The organism is Sphingomonas sp. DC4900 (genome assembly GCF_049896485.1).
Taxonomy (GTDB): Bacteria; Pseudomonadota; Alphaproteobacteria; order Sphingomonadales; family Sphingomonadaceae; genus Sphingomonas; species Sphingomonas aquatilis.
Map to the genome: position 1 here is coordinate 81,284 of NZ_JAFCUK010000004.1, position 19,314 is coordinate 100,597.

General features: G+C 67.0%; 14 protein-coding genes and 1 tRNA gene. 13 read left to right on the forward strand and 2 right to left on the reverse strand.

The window, feature by feature from the left end:
- Positions 1-139: 139 nt before the first annotated feature.
- On the reverse strand, positions 140-1,837 hold the full coding sequence (locus tag ACP690_RS06860; protein WP_426260583.1) for a M1 family metallopeptidase: 1,698 nt from the start codon (positions 1,835-1,837) through the stop codon (positions 140-142).
- Between the two features lie 219 nt (positions 1,838-2,056).
- On the opposite strand from ACP690_RS06860, the gene lon reads away from it, so the two are divergent.
- The 6 genes from lon (at position 2,057) to ACP690_RS06890 (ending at position 10,691) form a co-directional block, all read left to right on the forward strand.
- Positions 2,057-4,450: an endopeptidase La gene (gene lon / locus ACP690_RS06865; RefSeq protein ID WP_043060267.1), complete on the forward strand. Its 2,394-nt coding sequence runs from the start codon at positions 2,057-2,059 to the stop codon at positions 4,448-4,450.
- Between the two features lie 160 nt (positions 4,451-4,610).
- The gene (locus ACP690_RS06870) at positions 4,611-4,883 is read left to right on the forward strand and encodes an HU family DNA-binding protein (protein WP_017979250.1); all 273 of its coding nucleotides are present in this window, start codon (positions 4,611-4,613) and stop codon (positions 4,881-4,883) included.
- Between the two features lie 105 nt (positions 4,884-4,988).
- A tRNA-Val gene (locus tag ACP690_RS06875) sits at positions 4,989-5,063 on the forward strand.
- A gap of 185 nt (positions 5,064-5,248) precedes the next feature.
- Entirely contained in the window at positions 5,249-5,584 is a 336-nt protein-coding gene (locus ACP690_RS06880) for a hypothetical protein (RefSeq protein WP_017979249.1), read from the forward strand.
- Between the two features lie 516 nt (positions 5,585-6,100).
- A complete protein-coding gene (locus ACP690_RS06885) occupies positions 6,101-7,744 on the forward strand; it encodes a hypothetical protein (RefSeq protein WP_426255906.1) in 1,644 nt (547 codons plus the stop codon).
- A gap of 103 nt (positions 7,745-7,847) precedes the next feature.
- Entirely contained in the window at positions 7,848-10,691 is a 2,844-nt protein-coding gene (locus tag ACP690_RS06890) for a TonB-dependent receptor domain-containing protein (protein ID WP_426260584.1), read from the forward strand.
- A gap of 164 nt (positions 10,692-10,855) precedes the next feature.
- On the opposite strand, the gene ACP690_RS06895 is transcribed toward ACP690_RS06890, so the two are convergent.
- Positions 10,856-11,512, reverse strand: coding sequence for a prolyl hydroxylase family protein (locus tag ACP690_RS06895; RefSeq protein WP_426260585.1), 657 nt, complete (start codon positions 11,510-11,512; stop codon positions 10,856-10,858).
- 134 nt (positions 11,513-11,646) lie between these two features.
- Between ACP690_RS06895 and ACP690_RS06900 the strand changes: the two genes are divergently transcribed.
- The 7 genes from ACP690_RS06900 (at position 11,647) to gspI (ending at position 19,195) form a co-directional block, all read left to right on the forward strand.
- The gene (locus ACP690_RS06900) at positions 11,647-12,489 is read left to right on the forward strand and encodes a type II secretion system protein N (protein ID WP_426260586.1); all 843 of its coding nucleotides are present in this window, start codon (positions 11,647-11,649) and stop codon (positions 12,487-12,489) included.
- Complete coding sequence (gene gspD, locus ACP690_RS06905; protein ID WP_426260587.1) at positions 12,486-14,696, forward strand: type II secretion system secretin GspD; 2,211 nt, start codon at positions 12,486-12,488, stop codon at positions 14,694-14,696. Before ACP690_RS06900 ends, gspD begins: the two co-directional genes overlap by 4 nt.
- A gap of 307 nt (positions 14,697-15,003) precedes the next feature.
- Complete coding sequence (locus tag ACP690_RS06910; RefSeq protein WP_426260706.1) at positions 15,004-16,554, forward strand: GspE/PulE family protein; 1,551 nt, start codon at positions 15,004-15,006, stop codon at positions 16,552-16,554.
- Between the two features lie 95 nt (positions 16,555-16,649).
- Entirely contained in the window at positions 16,650-17,873 is a 1,224-nt protein-coding gene (gene gspF, locus ACP690_RS06915) for a type II secretion system inner membrane protein GspF (RefSeq protein ID WP_426260588.1), read from the forward strand.
- Between the two features lie 8 nt (positions 17,874-17,881).
- A complete protein-coding gene (gspG, locus tag ACP690_RS06920; RefSeq protein ID WP_043059797.1) occupies positions 17,882-18,322 on the forward strand; it encodes a type II secretion system major pseudopilin GspG in 441 nt (146 codons plus the stop codon).
- 1 nt (position 18,323) lies between these two features.
- Entirely contained in the window at positions 18,324-18,815 is a 492-nt protein-coding gene (locus ACP690_RS06925; RefSeq protein WP_426260589.1) for a GspH/FimT family pseudopilin, read from the forward strand.
- Positions 18,815-19,195 carry a type II secretion system minor pseudopilin GspI gene (gspI, locus tag ACP690_RS06930; RefSeq protein ID WP_426260590.1) on the forward strand — a complete coding sequence of 127 codons (381 nt, stop codon included), beginning with the start codon at positions 18,815-18,817 and terminating at the stop codon, positions 19,193-19,195. Before ACP690_RS06925 ends, gspI begins: the two co-directional genes overlap by 1 nt.
- The last annotated feature ends 119 nt before the right edge of the window (positions 19,196-19,314 follow it).

Sequence of the window (19,314 nt, forward strand, 5' to 3'; positions counted from 1 at the left end):
CTGCGGGGAGGGGGACCGCCCGGCGCAGCCGGGGGGTGGAGGCGCCGCCGCAGGCGGCATCGCGTGTGGCTGCCCCTCCACCACGGCCTTTCGGCCGCGGTCCCCCTCCCCTGCAAAAGCAGGGGAGGATTTGCGTACGTTACTTGTTTGCCTGGTCTTTCTTCCACGCCTGATAGGCATCCACTGCGTCGTCCTGCTTCAGCACGCGGGACATCGGGTCGACGACGATATGCGCGCCCGCCGGGACCGTGATCGTCGCGAGGCCGCCGGTCATCGGCACCTTGCGCACGACGTCGTCCACCGCGACCTCGATGGGGAGCGGGAAGGGCTTGCCGGTCGGGGCGACCCATTTCAGCGTCAGCTGCGTCGCGTTGCGGTTGACCACAAGCTTCGGCAAGGCGGCCTGATAGAGGTAGGTGTCGAAGAACCACTGCCAGTCCTGCCCGGTCACCTGATTGACGATCGCGATGAATTCGGGCGTCGTCCGGAACTGCGGCGTAAAATTGCCGGGCGCCGGATCGGGGCGGCCATAGACCTCGCGACGCAGGATTTCGCCGAAGGCTGCGTCGCCGACGGCGTTGCGCAGCGTGTGGAGGACCCACGATCCCTTGTTGTAGATGTCGCTGCCGCGGCCGGGCGCTTTCTCATACACCTCTTCGGCGGCCTGCGGCTTGCCGGTGACGAGGGGCGATTCGTTCAGGATCGCCGGGCGGCTCGCCAGCATCATCGCGGTGTAGCGGCCATCGCCCTCGCGCCAGCGGCCGTAGAGCGGCTGCATGTAGGCGGTGAAGCCTTCGTGCAGCCAGAAGTCGTCCCAGTTGCTCGCGGTGAGCTGGTTGGCGAACCATTCGTGACCGAATTCATGCTGGAACAGCCAGTCGAACCCCTCGGGCGCCTTGGCGTAATTGTTGCCATAAGCGTTGATCGTCTGGTGCTCCATGCCCTTGTGCGGGGTCTCGACCACGCCGACCTTTTCATCCGCCCAGGGGTAGGGGCCGACGGTCGATTCGTAGAAGTCGATCGTCGGGGCGAATTCGGCGAAGAGTTTCTCCGCTTTTTCCTTTTCACCGGGCAGATACCAATAAAACATCGGGATCTCGTTGCCGAAGCGGCTCTTGTAGGTGCCGGCGATCTGTTCGTACGGCCCGACGTTCAGCGCGATGCCGTAGAGGTTCGGGTGCTTCGCCTCCCAGTTCCACGTCGAGCGGCCGTCGTCGAGGCGATCGACGCCGAGCAGCTTGCCGTTCGACGGCGCCGACAGCCCCTTGGGCACGGTGATGTGCAGCGTCACCTTCTGCGGTTCGTAGGTCGGGTAATCGATGCAGGGCCAGATGAGATCGCAGCCCTCCATCTGCACCGCGGTCGCGATCCACGGCTGTCCGTCGGGCGTCTTCGCCCAGACGAAGCCGCCATCCCAGGGCGCGCGCACCGCGGTGTGCGGGCGGCCGCCGTAGACGATCTTGACGGTGAGCTTGGCGTCCTTCGCCGCCTTTTTGGCGAGCGTGATCGTCATCCGGCCTTCGGGGTTGCTGAACCCCGCATCGACGCCGTCGACCTGTACGGCCGTGACGGTGAAATTCTTGTCGAGATCGACGACCAGCTTGTTGATCCGGTCGCGCGCGGTGAAGGTGAGCGTCGCGGTGCCGTTGATCACCTCGCGCACCGGATCGACCTCGATCGCGAGATCGGCGGTGTCGAGCGTCACCTTCTTCTGCGCGGGATCGAGCGGGCCGCCGGACAAAGCGGTCTGCGCGGTGATCGGCGGCATGCCCTTTTCCGCAGCGTGGCCCCCCGTCGACAGGAGCAGCAGGGCAGCGAAGGGCAGGCGTGGCGACATCGGTTTCTCCCTGGGGACAGGCGAGCGCCGGTTTCCACGCTGGGCCGGGCGATGACAAGTCCGAAGCGAGCGGCCTGACGCGATTGCCACGAAAGCGATTGGCCCGAACCCGATCGACTGCTCAGGCTTGCATACCGACCCGTAACGATTGATGCCTATCGCAAGCCACCCCATATAGGCGACAAGGCCGCCCCGGTATCGGGCGGCGTCGGAGTATCCATGACCCTATTTCCCGTCCTTCCCCTGCGCGATATTGTCGTTTTCCCGCACATGATCGTGCCGCTGTTCGTCGGCCGCGACAAATCGGTCGCGGCGCTGGAAGCGGCGATGAACGCCGACAAGGAAATCTTCCTCGTCGCGCAGCTCGACCCCGCGCAGGACGATCCGGCGCGCGAGGACCTGTATGAGGTCGGCGTCACCGCGACCGTGCTGCAGCTGCTGAAGCTGCCCGACGGCACCGTGCGCGTGCTGGTCGAGGGCAAGGCGCGCGGACGGCTGGTCGAGCTGTCCGAGGCGGATGGCTATCTGCAGTCGACGATCGAGATCCTGGAAGAGCGCGTAGCCGAGGGCATCGAGGTCGAGGCGCTGATGCGCTCGGCGGTCGAGCAGTTCGAAACCTACGCCAAGCTCAACAAGAAACTGCCGGCGGAAACCGCGCAGCAGCTGGGCGAGCTGGTCGAGGCGGCGAAGCTGTCCGACGCGCTGATGGCCAACGTCCAGGTCAAGGTCGCCGACAAGCAGGCGCTGCTGGTCGAGCTCGATCCGGTCAAGCGGCTCGAGATGGCCTATGCGCTGATGGAAGGCGAGCTCGGCGTCCTGCACGTCGAGAAGAAGATCAAGAGCCGCGTCAAGCGCCAGATGGAGAAGACGCAGCGCGAATATTACCTCAACGAGCAGTTGAAGGCGATTCAACGCGAGCTGGGGAATAGCGACGACGAGGGCGACGGCGACGAGATCGCCGAGCTGACCCAGAAGATCGCGACGCTCAAGCTCAGCAAGGAAGCGCGCGCGAAGGCGACGGGCGAACTCAAGAAGCTGAAGACCATGGCACCGATGAGTGCCGAGGCGACCGTCGTGCGCAATTACCTCGACGTGCTGCTCGGCCTGCCGTGGGGCAAGAAGAGCAAGATCAAGAAGGACATCGCCGCCGCGCAGGCGGTGCTGGACGAGGATCACTATGCGCTGGAAAAGGTGAAGGACCGGATCGTCGAATATCTCGGCGTGCAGGCGCGCACCAACAAGCTGAAGGGGCCGATCCTGTGCCTCGTCGGCCCGCCGGGCGTCGGCAAGACCAGCCTCGGCAAGTCGATCGCCAAGGCGACCGGGCGCGAGTTCATCCGCCAGTCGCTGGGCGGCGTGCGCGACGAGGCCGAGATTCGCGGCCATCGCCGGACCTATATCGGCTCGCTGCCGGGCAAGATCGTGACGAACCTGAAGAAGGCGGGCACGTCGAACCCGCTGTTCCTGCTCGACGAGATCGACAAGCTGGGCCAGGATTTCCGTGGCGATCCGGCGTCGGCGCTGCTTGAGGTGCTCGACCCCGAACAGAACGGCAAGTTCAACGATCATTATCTCGAGATCGATATCGACCTGAGCGACGTGATGTTCGTGTGTACCGCGAACACGCTCAACCTGCCGCAGCCGCTGCTCGACCGCATGGAGATCATCCGGTTGGAGGGCTATACCGAGGATGAGAAGGTCGAGATCGCCGAACGCCATCTGGTCGAGAAGCAGATCGAGGCGCATGGCCTGAAGGCGGGCGAGTTCACGCTGACGCAAGAGGGGCTGCGCGCGCTCATCCAGCGCTACACCCGCGAGGCCGGCGTGCGCACGCTGGAGCGCGAGATCGCCAAGCTCGCGCGCAAGGCACTGCGCCAGATCCTGGAGGGCAAGGCGAGCAGCGTCACGATCACGCCGGACAACCTTCACGAATTCGCGGGCGTGCAGAAGTATCGTCATGGCCTCAGCGAAACCGAACATCAGATCGGCGCGGTGACGGGCCTTGCCTGGACCGAGGTCGGCGGCGAGCTGTTGACGATCGAGAGCGTGACGGTGCCGGGGAAGGGCGCGGTGAAGACCACCGGCAAGCTGGGCGACGTGATGAAGGAATCGGTGCAGGCCGCGTTCAGCTTCGTCCAGGCGCGCAGCCCCAGCTATGGCATCAAGCCCTCGCTGTTCCATCGCAAGGACATCCACATCCACCTGCCTGAGGGTGCGGTTCCGAAGGACGGGCCGTCGGCGGGCATCGGCCTCGTCACGTCGATCGTGTCGACGCTGACCGGCGTGCCGGTGAAGAAGGACGTCGCGATGACCGGCGAGGTGACGCTGCGCGGCCGCGTGCTGCCGATCGGGGGCCTGAAGGAGAAACTGCTCGCGGCGCTGCGCGGCGGCATCACCACGGTGCTGATCCCGCAGGAGAATGAGAAGGATCTCGCCGACATCCCGCAGAACGTGAAGGATGGCCTGACCATCGTTCCGGTCAGCCATGTCGACGAGGTGCTGACGCTCGCGTTGACCGAGCCGCTGGAGGCGATCGATTGGACCGACGCCGACGAACTTGCAGCGCTGCCCCCGACAGGGGTTGCGCCCGCGGGCGGCGAGTTGCATCACTGAGCACTTGGCGACCCTTAGGGTCCGTGTATTAACGCTATCGAACGGCCGCGTCGGAGAGGACGCGGCCATAATCATTTGACATGCCCGGCCGCGACAGCGTTATTCGTTGTTCCGGCGGGGCAATGATTCTGACGCTCATGCCAAAGGGGGCAGTAACTCGATGAACAAGCAGGAATTGATCGCGACTGTCGCGGACATGTCGGGCCTCGCCAAGGGCGATGCGGTCAAGGCGGTCGAAGCGGTGTTCGACGCGATCTCCGCAAGCCTCAAGAAGGGCGACGAAGTGCGCCTGGTCGGGTTCGGCACCTTTTCGGTGTCGAAGCGCAAGGCGTCGACGGGCCGCAACCCGCGCACCGGCGAGCCGATGACGATCAAGGCATCCAGCCAGCCCAAGTTCAAGGCCGGCAAGGGCCTGAAGGATTCGGTCAACTGATCCCAGCGGGCGGGGCGATATTCGGGCGCAAATTTTTTCGCGCAAGGATTTTGCACTGGACAGGGGGCCACGCCGCCCCCTAAAGGCCCGCCTCCGAACTGTTTCGGGCGCGTAGCTCAGCGGTAGAGCACACCCTTCACACGGGTGGGGTCACAGGTTCAATCCCTGTCGCGCCCACCATATCAGCCCGCCAGGTCGCATCGACCGGCGGGCTTTTTGGTGCGCTGCGTCCGTCGGGCCGCGAGGCGATCACGCGCCGGCCCTGTTGCCCGTTCGTGTCATATCCCTGTCATTTTGTCGTTGCGCCTCGGGAACAATGCGGGGCCCGTGCGCTTTAACGCCTTCACATTTCAGGGAGAGTGGTGATGGTGGACTATACGACCGATCGGACCGGACAGCGCGTCGTGGTGGAACGTCGCGGCGGTGCAGGCCGTGTGCTGGCGATCGTCGCGGTCGTCGCGCTCGTGATCGTCGGCCTGCTGTTCGCGACCGGCTTCTGGAGCGCCAAGGTCACGAAGGAAGGCTCGCTGCCGTCGGTCGACGTCAGCGCCAAGGGCGGTTCGCTGCCGAAGGTCGATCTCGATTCGAAGGAAGTTGTCGTCGGCACCACCGAAAAGACGGTCGAAGTGCCCAAGGTGAAGACCGAGAAGGAAACGATCTCGGTTCCCGCCGTCGGCGTGAAGGACAACGGCGAGAAGTAAGCGCACGCTTCTCGCATGATGCGACGGGCGTCCTCCGTGGGGAGGGCGCCCGTTTTGTTTGTCGGGCGTTTGTGGCGTTTGGGGTGTCGTGGATCGGCGAGCTGGCCGTGTCCTCCCCTCCGTCAGCGCTGTGCGCTGCCACCTCCCCCTGGCGGGGGAGGACTGACATGCGTCAAAAGTCCTCCCTCGCTTTAGCGGGGGAGGGGGACCGCGCCCGGAGGGCGTGGTGGAGGGGGCGTTTACGCAGGAGAGCGGCTTGCCGAGATACGTCGGCGGCTCCCCCCTTATTGGTCATCAACTGTAGGCATATTAATCGCTTAGCTAGCGCCGCACCCCGTCGGCAGTGTCACGAAACCGTCGCATCATCGTAACGGAACCGTCTCGAAATCCTCACGATGGCGTCATTCAACGCGCCTAACCGCCGCTTCAGGGATCGGCGAACGGGGGAACCTTGGTCGATCGCGGGCACGCAGCCCGACTTCGCGACAACGCATATCGACCGGGAGCATTTCGATCATGGCGACCACCACGCGCTACGGCAAATTCCTCATGACGTCCGCCGCCTGCCTCGCGCTTGCCGGCTGCGGCGGCGCGGACAACGTCGCCTCGCCCGGCGCGGGCAGCGTGACGATCGTGCAGCCGGCTCCGACGCCGACGCCGACCGCCCCCACGCCGACGCCCAGCGCGATCACCGCGGCGCAGTTCGCCGCCGTCACCACGGTGAACGGCATCTCGATCACCGCCGACGAACAGCTGGCGATCGTGAATGCGGGCAGCAACAACAACATCAACGGCACCGGCGCGCAGCTGAACGGCGTCTACCCCGTCTCGTCGACGTCGCTGACCACCGCGACCGACCCGTCGTCGATCAACAGCTTCTTCACCAGCACCAATTACGTCGGTGCCCTGAACGGCCCGAGCGACACGAGCTTCCAAGGCTGGACCTGCAACTCGACCGCGGCGGAATTCGGCGGGTCGGGCGCGCGCTGCACCGCGGTGCCGGCGATCGGCACGCTGGCGAGCGGCACCGCCTGCCCGACGGGCACGGTCACCGCGACCGGTGGCAGCGGCACCGCGACCGCGGCGACGGTCGGCGGCTTCAAGGTGTGCGACATCCCGCAGGCGATCACCACCAGCCTGACCCTGCCACGCATACCCGGCATCGCCTATCGCCTGACCGGCCAGACCGAAGTGGGCACCGATCTGGGCTCGACCGGCGGCACCGGCGCGACGCTGACGATCGAGGCGGGCGTGACCGTCTTCTCCAACGCCAATGAGGCGACCAACGACCTGCTGCTGGTCAACCGCGGTTCGAAGCTGGTGGCGATCGGCACGCGCGACGCGCCGATCATCTTCACCTCGCAGCAGAACGTGACCTCGGCGACCGGCGAATCGGAAACCAGCCAGGGCCATTGGGGCGGCATCATCCTGCTCGGCCGTGCGCCGACCGGCGTGTGCGCCAGCGGCACCGGCCCGAACAATGCGGCGGGCAGCTCGACCACCTGCCAGCAGGCGATCGAGGGCGTTACCGGCCGCTTCTACGGCGGGCCGACCACGGGCGACTCGTCGGGCCAGATGTCCTACGTCCAGATCCGCTATTCGGGCATCGCGATCAGCGACGGCAACGAACTGCAGGGCCTGACGCTGGGCGGCACCGGCTCGGGCACGATCATCGACCATATCCAGAGCCACAATTCGGCGGATGACGGCATCGAGATCTTCGGCGGCAACACCAACATCAAGTACATCGCGGTCACCGGCGCCGACGACGACGGCTTCGACATCGACAACGGCTATCGCGGCTTCATGCAGTTCATGATCGCGGCGCAGCGCGTCGGCGGCGCGACGGTCGACAGCTTCTCGACCGAGATCGACTCGAACAACGCCGAGGATCTGCTGCCGCGCACCTTCTCGACCTACGCCAACTTCACCTTCATCCAGACCGCGCTGGCGCCGGCTGCGATCCGTCAGCGTGGCGGGTCGGACATGCGCTACGTCAACGGCATCGTGAAGACGGTGAGCAACGTCGCCTGCATCAACCTCGTCGCCGGCGAGCAGACCAGCGGCGGCCGCACGACGATCCGGCCGAAGGACGACACGCTGCAGGACTTCGGCCCGCCGACGTTCAACTCGATCTACTTCGCCTGCCAGGGCCGCTGATGCGGTGGGGACGCACCCGTCCCCAGCCAGCATCGGTTCCGGGGTGGCGGCAACGCCGCCCCGGACACCTGTATCTACAGCCTCCTGTCCGGGATTGACGGTCATGTCGCAGCGGCACGCTTTCGCCACCCTTCTTCTTCTTTCCACCACGTTGGTGGCGCCGGCCGCGCTGGCGCAGACCAATGGCGCCGGCGCCCCGGCGCAGACCTCGACGCCCGCGACCGCCAGCCCGAGCGGCGCGGCCGACCCGCAGAGTGCGGCGCCGACCTCGACCGATCAGCAGGAGGCACCCGTCGAGGTGTCCGCACCCGGCATGAATGGCGATGGCGCGGATATCGTCGTCGTCGGCCGCAACATCCCCAACGTCGTCCGCGCGACGCCGCAGATCGTCTCGGTCCTGTCGACCGCCGACATCGCGCGCACGGGCGAGGGCGACATCGCCGGCGCGCTGACCCGCGTCACCGGCCTGTCGGTCGTCGGCGGTGGTTTCGTCTACGTGCGCGGCCTGGGCGATCGTTATTCGTCGTCGCTGCTCAACGGATCGCCGCTGCCGTCGCCCGAGCCGCTGCGCCGGTCGGTGCCGCTCGACATCTTCCCGACGACGATCGTCGGATCGGCGCTGGTCCAGAAGACCTATTCGGTGAACTATCCGGGCGAATTCGGCGGCGGCGTCATCAACCTGACGACCAAGGCGATTCCCGACAAGAATTTCGTCCAAGTGGGCGGATCGATCGCGGCCGACGATTCGACGACCAGCGAACTCGGCTACACCTATTACGGCGGTGGCGCGGACTGGATCGGCTATGACGATGGCACGCGCAAGGTGCCCGCGTTTATCCGCAACGCCCCGAAGGGCAGCGGTATCATCCCGGCCGCGCAGGTCGCGCAACTGTCCAACGCCTCGACGACGCTGCTCCAGCGCAACAACCAGCTGCCGGCGAACTGGTCGGGCGAGATCAGCGGCGGCTCGGTCTACGACATCGGGTCGTCGCGCCTCGGCGTGATCGCGTCGCTCAGCGCCAGCAACACCTTCCGCACGCGATCGGCGGTACAGCAGGACAGCGTGTCGGCGGACGGCACGCTGCGCAACGACTTCCGTACGCTGCTGACCGACAATCGCATCGTCGCCAACGCGCTGATCGGGCTGGGCCTCGAGTTTGGCGAAAACACGGTGCGCTGGACCAACGTCTATATTCACGACACGTTGAAGCAGGCGCGCGGGTCCGCGGCGGAGCTGTACAACAACGCCAGCGGTCTGCGCTTCCAGCAGAACACCAACTGGTTCGAACGCCAGCTGATCGAGACGCAGCTGGTCGGCGAATTCAAGATCACCGACGCGTTGAAGGTCGACGCGCGCGGCGCCTATGCCAATTCGAAGCGCAACGCGCCCTATGAGCGGCAGTTCGACTATCTGTGCTCGGCGACGACGACCAACGGCTATCCGATCACCAGCGACGGCATCCAGCAGGCCGGCGGGTTCCAGTGCAACGGCGCCTATCAGGTGACGCAGCGCTTCACGCCCTTCGCCTCGATCATCTTCAGCGAGCTGAACGAGGATCTGTGGACCGGTCAGGCGGACGCGTCGTACAAGATCGATGCCGATCGGCCGATCACGGTGTCGGCGGGCTATTTCTATCAGGACACTAAGCGCCGTTCGTCACGGCTCGTCTTCAACTATCAGACGTCGCGGGGCGGCGGCACCGCGCCGGGCTATCCCTATAATCTACTGCGGCCGGATTACCTGCTCAGCCCCGACGTGCTCAACAATGCCTGCCCGCTGACCGCAAACACCGATCCCTGCACGATCCAGCTGCAATTCAACACGCAGGCGGGCGCCTATCGCTACGATGCGAAGCTCAACGTGCACGCGGGTTATGTCCAGGCCGAGGCGGAGGCGTTCGACGGCCTGCGCGCGGTGATCGGCGTGCGCTACGAAAAGGGCGACGAGCGGGTCACGCCGTTTGGTGTCACGACGGGCGGTACGCGACTGCGCAACGATTACTTCCTGCCGGCATCGACGCTGACGTGGAATTTCGCGCCCGACATGCAGCTGCGTGCGAGCGCCGCCAAGACGATCTCACGTCCGCAGTTCCGCGAACTCGCACCGCAGCAGTTCCGCGACCCTGATTCGGATCGGCTGTTCTTCGGCAACCCGTTGCTGCGCGACAGTGAGCTGTACAACCTCGAGGCGCGCTACGAATGGTTCTTCAAGCGCGACCAGCGCTTCACGCTGGCTGGCTTCTACAAGCGGATCGATCGCCCGATCGAACAGGTCGGTTTCTACACCGGTGCCGACGATCGGTTGCAGACGGGCTTCACCTATCTGCCCAAGGCCGTGCTGTATGGCGGCGAAATCGAGCTGCAGAAGTATTTCCCGCTGGGCGACCTGTTCGCCGGCAGCGATTTCTTCGCAACGCGGCGCGCCTTGCTGATCGCCAACTACACCTACACCAAGTCGAAGATCACTGCGGACGGCACCTGCGTGCCAAATCCGGCGGTCGACTTCCGCTCGACGGGGACGGGCCTGGCGGGCTGCGGCTCGAAGCTCGGGCCGGCGGGGCTGCTGTTCCGCGATGGCGCGCCGCTGACCGGCCAGTCGGACCATCTGGTCAACGTGCAGGTCGGGATTGAGGACAAGGAATCGCTGTCGCAGATCACCTTGCTGTTCAACTATGCGAGCGATCGCGTGACGAACCGCGGGCCGTCGAACCTGGGCGGCAACACCTTCCAGCCCGATATCGTCGAGCATCCCGGCATCCGCCTGGACCTGGTCGCGCGCCAGGGCGTCAAGCTGCTGGGTGGGGAGTTCGAGATCAAGGCGGAGGCGCGCAACCTGACGCGTACGCGCTATAACGAGAGCCAGACCTTCGCGAGCGGCAAGGAAGTGTACATCAACCGGTACAATCTCGGCCGGGTGTTCAGCCTGGGGGTGAGCGCGACGTTCTGATCGTCGAGAGGGTGGGGCGGCGTTTCCGCCTCCCATCCGTCACCCCGGACTCGGTCCGGGGTCCACTCCGCGGCGAGGGGGATGGCTGGAGCCTCTTGCCCGCCCCTAGCGGCCGGGTGGACCCCGGACCAAGTCCGGGGTGACGGGAGGGAGCGGGGAAAGCGCTACCCCCACACCCGCTCGCGATACCATTTCGTGATGACGTACTTCGTCCCCGCGCGTACCTTCATCCCCTGATGCAAGGTCGCAGGGTTGAGAGTCCCGTCCGGGCGGCGGTTGTTCCAGGCGACGAGCTTGCCGGTTTCGGGCTGGACGATCTTGTCGACTGCCTTGAACCGGGTCGCGCCGCCTGCTTCGGGCGCGTTGAGATAGACCATCAGCGTCCACGTCCGGTTGCCCGCGACCGAGCAATAGCGGTCATAGTCCGCGCCATCGGGTTCGAAATAGTCGGTATGTCCCTTGAATTCCTGCCCCACCGCATAGCGTTGCCCCTGCAACGGCTCGCCATGCGCGGGGTGAAGGCCGGTGCAGGCGGTGAAGCGCGCCTCGACCGCCTGCACCAGCGGATCGCCCGCAAACAGGTCGCCCGTCTCGCTGGTGCGGAACGCGGCGTCGCCATTGGGGTCGGCGATCGTCGACGGGCGGCGCACCGCGTCGATCTGGTCGATCAACGCGGCGCAGGTGTCGGCGTCGAGGAAGTCGCGGAGCAGGAACAGGTCGAGCTTCGGGCTGGGCACTTTCTGCACGCCGGGCTGCGACAGGATGCGGCGCGCGATCGCCTGGCCTTCGAGCCCATTGCCGAGCAGGGTCATATCGGTCATGGCAAGGGTCATATCACCGGCCACGACATGCCGGGAAGGGGGCGCCGAAAAGAGGGTGAGGCGCATAGCACCCCATTGACGCACAAGCGTAACATGGCATGCGTAGGCCGAGGCACGCGGGACGGGACGACATCATGCGCTTGAGATTCGACGCGCGCACGCGGCGCATCCTGCGCCGGCTGCCCGTCGTGAACGTCTACTCGCTTGCCGAGCTGGTGCTGATCGGCGGTCTCGCGATTCAGTCGGCACGATTGTTCTGGACGATCGTCACGCCGATCGCGCCGCTGGGCGATTGGCGCCCGGCGGAGGTCGCGGTGCCGGGGCGGCCGTATGACGTGCTGGCCGGTTTCGATCCATTCTTTCGGCTGGGCACGCGCGCGCCGGCCCAGGCCACCGTCACGTCGCTGCAGCTCAACCTGTTCGGTATCCGCGTCGACGAAGCGTCGGGCCGCGGTTCGGCGATCGTCGCGGGGCCGGACAATGTGCAGAAGAGCGTCGCGGTCGGCGAAGACATCCTGCCCGGCGTCCGGCTGAAGTCGGTGTCGTTCGATCATATCACGATCGATCGCGGTGGCACGGCCGAGGACCTGTATCTGGTCCAGTCGGATGCGCCGGGCGCGGGCGCGCCTGCGGCGATCCCTGCCGCGCCGGCCGGTGCCCCGATCGCCCCGCCCGTGACGGACGCCGCACCGGCGATCAAGGCGAGCCAGATCCGCAATGAAATCGGCTTCATCCCGCGCATCGATGGCGGTCGCATCTCCGGCCTGGTCGTTCGGCCGCAAGGGTCGGGCACGCTGTTCCGCACCGCGGGCCTGCGCGAAGGCGATGTCGTCACCGCGATCGGCGGGCGGCCGGTGAGCGGCCCGCAGGACCTCGATCGCATCGCCGCCGATTTCGCCGGCGGCGGATCGCTTCCCATCACCGTCGAACGCGGCCAGCAGACGCTCGCGCTCGCCCTTACGATCGCTCCGCAATGACCATGAAGACGTTCTATCCCGCGCTGCTGCTGTCGACCGCGGCGCTCGGCCTGCCGATCCAGGCGATGGCGCAGACGACGCTGAACGTGCGCGACGCCGATATCCGCGCGTTCATCGCCGATGCCGCGCGGGTGACCGGGCGCACGTTCATCATCGATTCGCGCGTCAACGGCAAGGTGACCGTCGTCACCGACCGGCCGCTGTCCAAGTCCGAATATTTCGAGACGTTCCTGTCGACGCTGCGGGCGAACGGTCTGGTCGCGGTGCCCACCGGCAATGGCGCGTTCCGCATCCAGCCGATCGACAATGCCGCGTCCCAGCCGAGCCGCATCGGCCTGGGCGGCGCGGCGCGCAACAGCTTCGTAACCGAAATCGTGCGGCTGCGATCGGTCGATGCGCAGCAGGCGATCGATACCGTACGCCCGCTGGTGAGTGCGCAAGGCTCGGTCAGCGCCAACCGCGGGTCGAACAGCCTCGTCATCGTCGACTTCGCCGACAACATCCGGCGTATCCGCGAAGTGCTGCGCCGGGTGGACAGCGACAATGCCTCGACCCGCGTCGTTGCGCTGAAAAACGCGTCCGCCAAGGAGATTGCGGCGGCGTTGCAGGGCCTCAGCGGCGGGGCGCAGGGCGGTCAGGGCGTACCGGGCGGCGTCGGCACCAGCGTGACGGCGGTCGACAGCAGCAATTCGGTCATCATCCGCGGCGATCCCTCCAGCGTCGCGCGGCTGGTGTCGGTGGCGCAGGATCTCGACCAGAAGGCGAAGAACGGCACCGAAATCCGCGTCGTCTTCCTGGAGAATGCCGATGCGGCGCAGCTGCTGCCGGTCCTCCAGCAACTGGTGGGGCAGGCGCCCGATGCGGTGCAGGAGACGCCGCTGTCGCGCACGCAGACGGGGTTCGGCACCAACACCGGTAGCGCGGCGGCGGTGCAGCGCCCGCCGGCCGCCAGCGCCCCGGTGCAGCAGAGCAGCGGCGGCGGCGGCGCCACCGGCCAGCCGGCGATCACCACGCAGGGCGGCCGCACCGCCGCGGTCGTCACGCGCTTTCAGGGCGCCAATGCGATCGTCATCGCCGCGCCCGCGGATATCCAGCGCCAGCTGTCGGACGTGGTGCGCCAGCTCGATACGCGGCGCGAGCAGGTGCTGATCGAGGGGATCGTCGCCGAAGTCTCCGACGCGACGGTCAACCGCTTGGGCGCGCAGTTCATCCTCGCCAATCCGTCGGGCGGGGCGTTCGCCGCCTCGACCTTCTCGAACAGTGCGCCCAATATCTTGCAGATCGCCGGCGCGATCGGCGCGCGCGAGCTGGGGCGCAACACCACCACGACGATCGCCAATGGCGTGACGACGACGGTGACGACGAACAATGCCTCGGATCAGCTGACGCAGAGCGCGATCAGCTCGATCATCGGATCGTCGGGCGGGTTCGGCGGGTTCGGCGGCAAGGTCGGCGACTTCATCTTCGGCGCGATCATCAACGCGGTGAAGAGCGACACGACGTCGAACCTGTTGCAGGTGCCGCACCTCGTCACGCTCGACAACCAGGAAGCGCACAGCCTGGTCGGGCAGGAAATCCCGATCACCACCGGCCAGGCGCTGTCGAACAATTTCGACAATACCTTCCGCACCACGCAGCGCGAGAATGTCGGCATCGAGCTGACCGCGCGGCCGCAGGTCAATTCCAGCGGCACGGTGAAGCTGAACCTGCGGCTCGAGGTCAGCTCGATCGCCGGGCCGGTGTCGAACGACAATAGCGACCTGATCCTCAACAAGCGCGAGATCGAGACGGTGCTGACCGTCGATGAAGGCCAGATCGCGGTGATGGGCGGGCTGCTGAGCGACGAGGAACGGCGGACGATCGAGAAGATTCCGTTGCTCGGCGACATTCCGGTGCTGGGCAATCTGTTCAAGTCCAAAGCGAAATCGCGCAATAAGACGAACCTGATGATCTTCATCCGCCCGACGATCCTGCGATCGGCGGCGGATGCGCGGAGGGTCGCCGAGCAGCGCTACGGTTATCTGCGGCTGCAACAGGGCTTGCAGGCGCCGGGCGAGGAGCCGTCGATCGACCAGCTTGTGCGCGACTATATGGGCGCCGCGCCGCCGATCCCGTCCGCGCCGGTGCCGGGGAATATCGAGGACCCGCGCGTCGCGGTGCCGGTGCAGCACAATACGACCAGGGTTATCCGGCCGAGGGACCTGTGACGGAGCTTTTCGCCTCTCCGTCATCCCGGCGCACGCCGGGATCCATGGTTGCGGTGGTGGCTGTTGGAGCGCGCGCCATGCGCGTCGCGCGTCCATGGATCCCGGCGTGCGCCGGGATGACGGAGGGGGGGGCTGAGGGCTTCCCACATCCGTCATTCCCGCGGAGGCGGGAATTCAGACAGGCTACGCTTTCGGCTCCTTCGCCAGACCTGCGCGTCCGGACTCCCGCCTTCGCGGGAATGACGAGGGAGGGCATGGCATCGTGACGATCATCCGCCCCGGCTCCGAAATCGACGAACCCGCCGCGCTGGCCGACCCGGATGTCGCGCCCGTCGTCGAGCCGACGCCGCCGTTGCCGCTCGATCCGCTGCCGATGCTGGCCATCCCCTATGCGTTCGCGAGGCGGTTCGGCGTCGTCGTCCAGCATACCGAGGCGGACGCGCACCTGACCGTGGCGCTGCGCACCGGCGCGGACCCGCGTGCGCTGCTGGAGGTCCGCCGCTACCTCGCCCGGCCGTTCGATGTCGTCATCGTCGAGGCGCCCGCCTTCGATCGTTTGCTGTCCGACAGCTACGCCATGGACGGGCAGGCGAATGCGCTCGCCGCGGTCGGCATGGGCGATGAACTCGACAGCCTCGCCGAAGGGCTGCCGACCGCGGAGGACCTGCTCGACACCGCCGACGATGCGCCCGCGATCCGCCTCATCAACGGCATCATCGCCGATGCCGCGCGCAACGGCGTCAGCGATATCCACATCGAGCCGTACGAGACGGGGCTGATCGTCCGCATGCGCATCGACGGCGTACTGCGCGAGACGCTGCGCATGCCGCCGCACGTGGCCCCCGTCGTCGTCAGCCGCGTCAAGGTGATGGCGCGCCTCGATATCGCCGAGCGCCGCGTGCCGCAGGATGGGCGCATGGGGCTGACCTTGGGCGGTAAATTGCTCGACGTCCGCGTCTCGACATTACCCAGCCGCGCGGGCGAGCGGGTGGTGCTGCGTATCCTCGATAAGGACAATGCGGGCATCGACCTCGATGCGCTCGGCATGGACGAGCGGATGTACGCGCTGCTACGCGGCGCTTTAGCCGAGCCCAACGGGATCATCCTCGTCACCGGGCCGACCGGCTCCGGCAAGACGACCTCGCTGTACGGTGCGCTGCGGCTGCTCAACGATGGCAGCCGCAACATCCTGACGGTCGAGGACCCGGTCGAATATGCCGTCGAGGGCGTCGGGCAGACGCAGGTCAATCCGAAGGTCGGGCTGACCTTCGCCGCGGGGCTGCGCGCGATCCTGCGTCAGGATCCGGACGTGGTGATGGTCGGCGAAATCCGCGATCGCGAGACCGCGGAGATCGCGGTGCAAGCCTCGCTGACCGGCCACCTCGTGCTGTCGACCGTCCACACCAACGACGCGATCGGCGCGATCACCCGCATGCGCGACATGAAGGTGGAGCCGTTCCTGCTGGCCTCGACCCTGCGCGCGGTGATCGCGCAGCGGCTGGTGCGGCGGCTGTGCCCGGCGTGCCGGCGGCCGGTGCAGGGGAGCGGCGTGGCGGGCCTGCTCGGGATCGAGCCCGAGGCGACGGTGTATGAGGCGGTGGGCTGCGCGGAGTGCAACCACAGCGGCTTCAAGGGGCGGATCGGCGTGTTCGAGGCAGTGCGCGTCGACGATACGATCCGGCGCTTCATCAACGATGGCGCGGATGAGACCGCGATCGCCGCGCATGCCTTTGCACGCAGCCCGACGCTGGCGCAGGCGGCGGAGGCGCTGGTGCGGCGTGGGCTGACGACGCCCGAGGAGGCGATTCGGGTCAGCCGGCGCGATGCGACGGATGTGGTGGATGAGGTGGAGGCGTGACGACCCTCACCCGTCCGCGGCTGCGCCGCTTCCTCCCTCTCCCGCTGGGAGAGGGAAGAGCCGCCGAAGGCGGCGAAGGGTGAGGGCGGCTCGCCATGGCTGACTTCGACTATCTCGCCATCGACACGCGCGGACAGGAGCAGCGCGGGCATATTGCGGCGGCGGACGCGGACGCGGCGCGGGCGCAGCTCGATCGACGCAAGCTGTTCGTCGTGCGACTCGATCCCGGTGCGCCGCCGGTGGCGCAGAGCCGGCCGCTGTTTGGCATCCGGCTGGGCGCCAAGAAGATGAGCAACAAGCAGCTGACGCTCTTCACGCGCCAGCTCGCGACGCTCAACCGCGTCTCGCCGCTGGAGGAATCGCTGCGTACCATCACGCGCCAGACCGAGCAGGAAAGCGTGCGCGGGATCGTATCGCAGGTCCATGCCGGCGTGGTCGAGGGGCGGCGGCTGGCCGATTCGATGGCGCGCGCGCCTAAAAGCTTCCCTCCGCTGTACCGCGCGATGGTGGCGGCGGGCGAGAGTTCCGGAAGCCTGCCGACGATCCTCGATCGGCTGGCGGCGCTGCTCGAACGGCAGGCGGAAATCCGCGGCAAGCTGATCACCGCACTCGCCTATCCGACGATCCTGGCCGTGGTGGCACTGGGCGTCGTCACCGCGCTGATGATGTTCGTGGTGCCGCAGGTCGTCGAACAATTCGATACCGTGGGGCAGGAGTTGCCGTTGCTGACCCGCGTCGTCATCGCCCTGTCCGACATACTGGTCGGCTATTGGTGGGTGCTGGCGCTGGTGCTCGGCCTGATCGGGGTGGGCGGCGCCTATGCGTTGCGCGATCCCGCGATCCGGCTGTCGTTCGATACGGGGCTGCTGCGCCTGCCGTTGCTGGGCCGCCTGCTGCGCGACCTGCATGCCGCGCGTATGGCGCGGACGCTGTCGACGATGGTCGCGAGCCGGCTGCCGTTGCTGGAGGGGCTGACGCTGACGGCGAGCACGATCCACAACCGTCGCCTGCGCGTCGCGTCCGACGAGATCGTCGAGGCGATCCGTTCGGGCGGCAGCCTGTCGGCGGCGATGCGGCGCGCGAACGTCTTCCCGCCGCTGCTCACCTATCTCGCGGCCAGTGGCGAAGCGGCGGGGCGGCTCGACGAGATGCTCGAACGCGCCGCCGATTACCTCGAGCGTGAGTTCGACCGCTTCACCGCGACCGCGCTGTCGCTCCTCGAACCCGCGATCATCGTGCTGATGGGCGGCATCGTCGCGACGATCGTGCTATCCATCCTGCTCCCCATCCTCCAGCTCAACACGCTGGCAGGCCAGTAAGGATCATCATGCGTAAACAGCCTCATAAGCGTCACCGTCGGGAGGAGGGCTTCACCCTCGTCGAACTGATGGTCGTGATCGTCATCATCGGCCTCCTTGCCGCGATCGTCACGTTCAACGTCCTGCCCGCGGGCGACAAGGGCAAGATCACCAAGGCGAAGGCCGACATCAGCACGATCGAGGGCGCTTTGGAAATGTATCGCCTGCAGATGAACGGCTATCCGACGACGTCGCAGGGCCTGCAGGCGCTCGTCACCGCGCCGAGCGGCGTGAATGCCGCCGAATATCAGAAGGGCGGCTATATCAAGAAGCTGCCCAACGATCCTTGGGGCCGGCCGTATCTCTACGCTTCGCCCGGCCAGCATGGCGAGGCCGATGTCTGGAGCCTGGGTGCGGACGGCAAGGAAGGCGGCGAGGGCGCCAACGCCGACATCACCAGCTGGCAATAACGTGCCGCGCCGCCGCCCCTCGGCCACGCGATTGCGCCGTGTCCGGCGTAACGCCCAACAGGGCTTCACGCTGATCGAGCTGATGGTGGTCGTGACCATCATCGGGCTGGCGGCGGCCGTGGCGGTGTGGAACATGCCCGATCCGCGGGGCCGGGTGGCGGATGAGGCGGCGCGCTTCGCGGTGCGCGCGCGGGCGGCGCATGATGCGGCGATCGTCGAAGCGAGGCCCGTCAGCCTGTGGGTGACGGCGGGCGGCTATGGCTTCGACCGGCGGATTGCGGGGCAATGGGTCGCGGTGGCGGACACGCCGCTGCGGGTCGAGCGCTGGAGCGCGGGCACGGACGCCGCGATCGGCGACGCCAACGGGCGGCTGCGGATCGTCTACGATCCCACCGGCCTCGCCGACCGGCCCGCACAGGTGACCCTGACCCGCAGCGGGGCGCGCGCGGTGATCGATATGGACGCGGACGGCAGCGTGCGGGTGGCGAGCTGATGGGCCGCGCCGGCGACCGGCAGGAGGGGGGCTTCACCCTCATCGAGATCATGGTCGCGCTGGCGGTGTTCAGCTTGGCGGTACTGGCCTTGCTGCGGCTGGAGACGGCGACGATCCGCGGCGCGCGTGTGCTGGACGACAGTCTGGTGGCGGGGATCGTCGCGCGCAACGTCGCCAACGAAGCGGTCAGCGAGGCGCGACCACCGGTGGTGGGGCGCACGAGCGGCAGCGAGGTGAACGCCGGGGGCACCTGGAATTGGGTGCGGCAGGTCGTGCCGACGGGCAATGCCAGCATCGTGCGGATCGACGTCGCGGTGCGCAATCGCGCGGGGCAGGTGGTCGGGCGGACGACGGCGATCCGGCCGCCGGACGTATCGTGATGCGCTGGCCCGGTCATCTTCGTCACCCCGGTCTCGTTCCGGGGTCCACTCCGCGGCGAGGGGGATGGCTGGAGGAACTTGCCGTCCCCGTGCAACCCGGTGGACCCCGGACCAAGTCC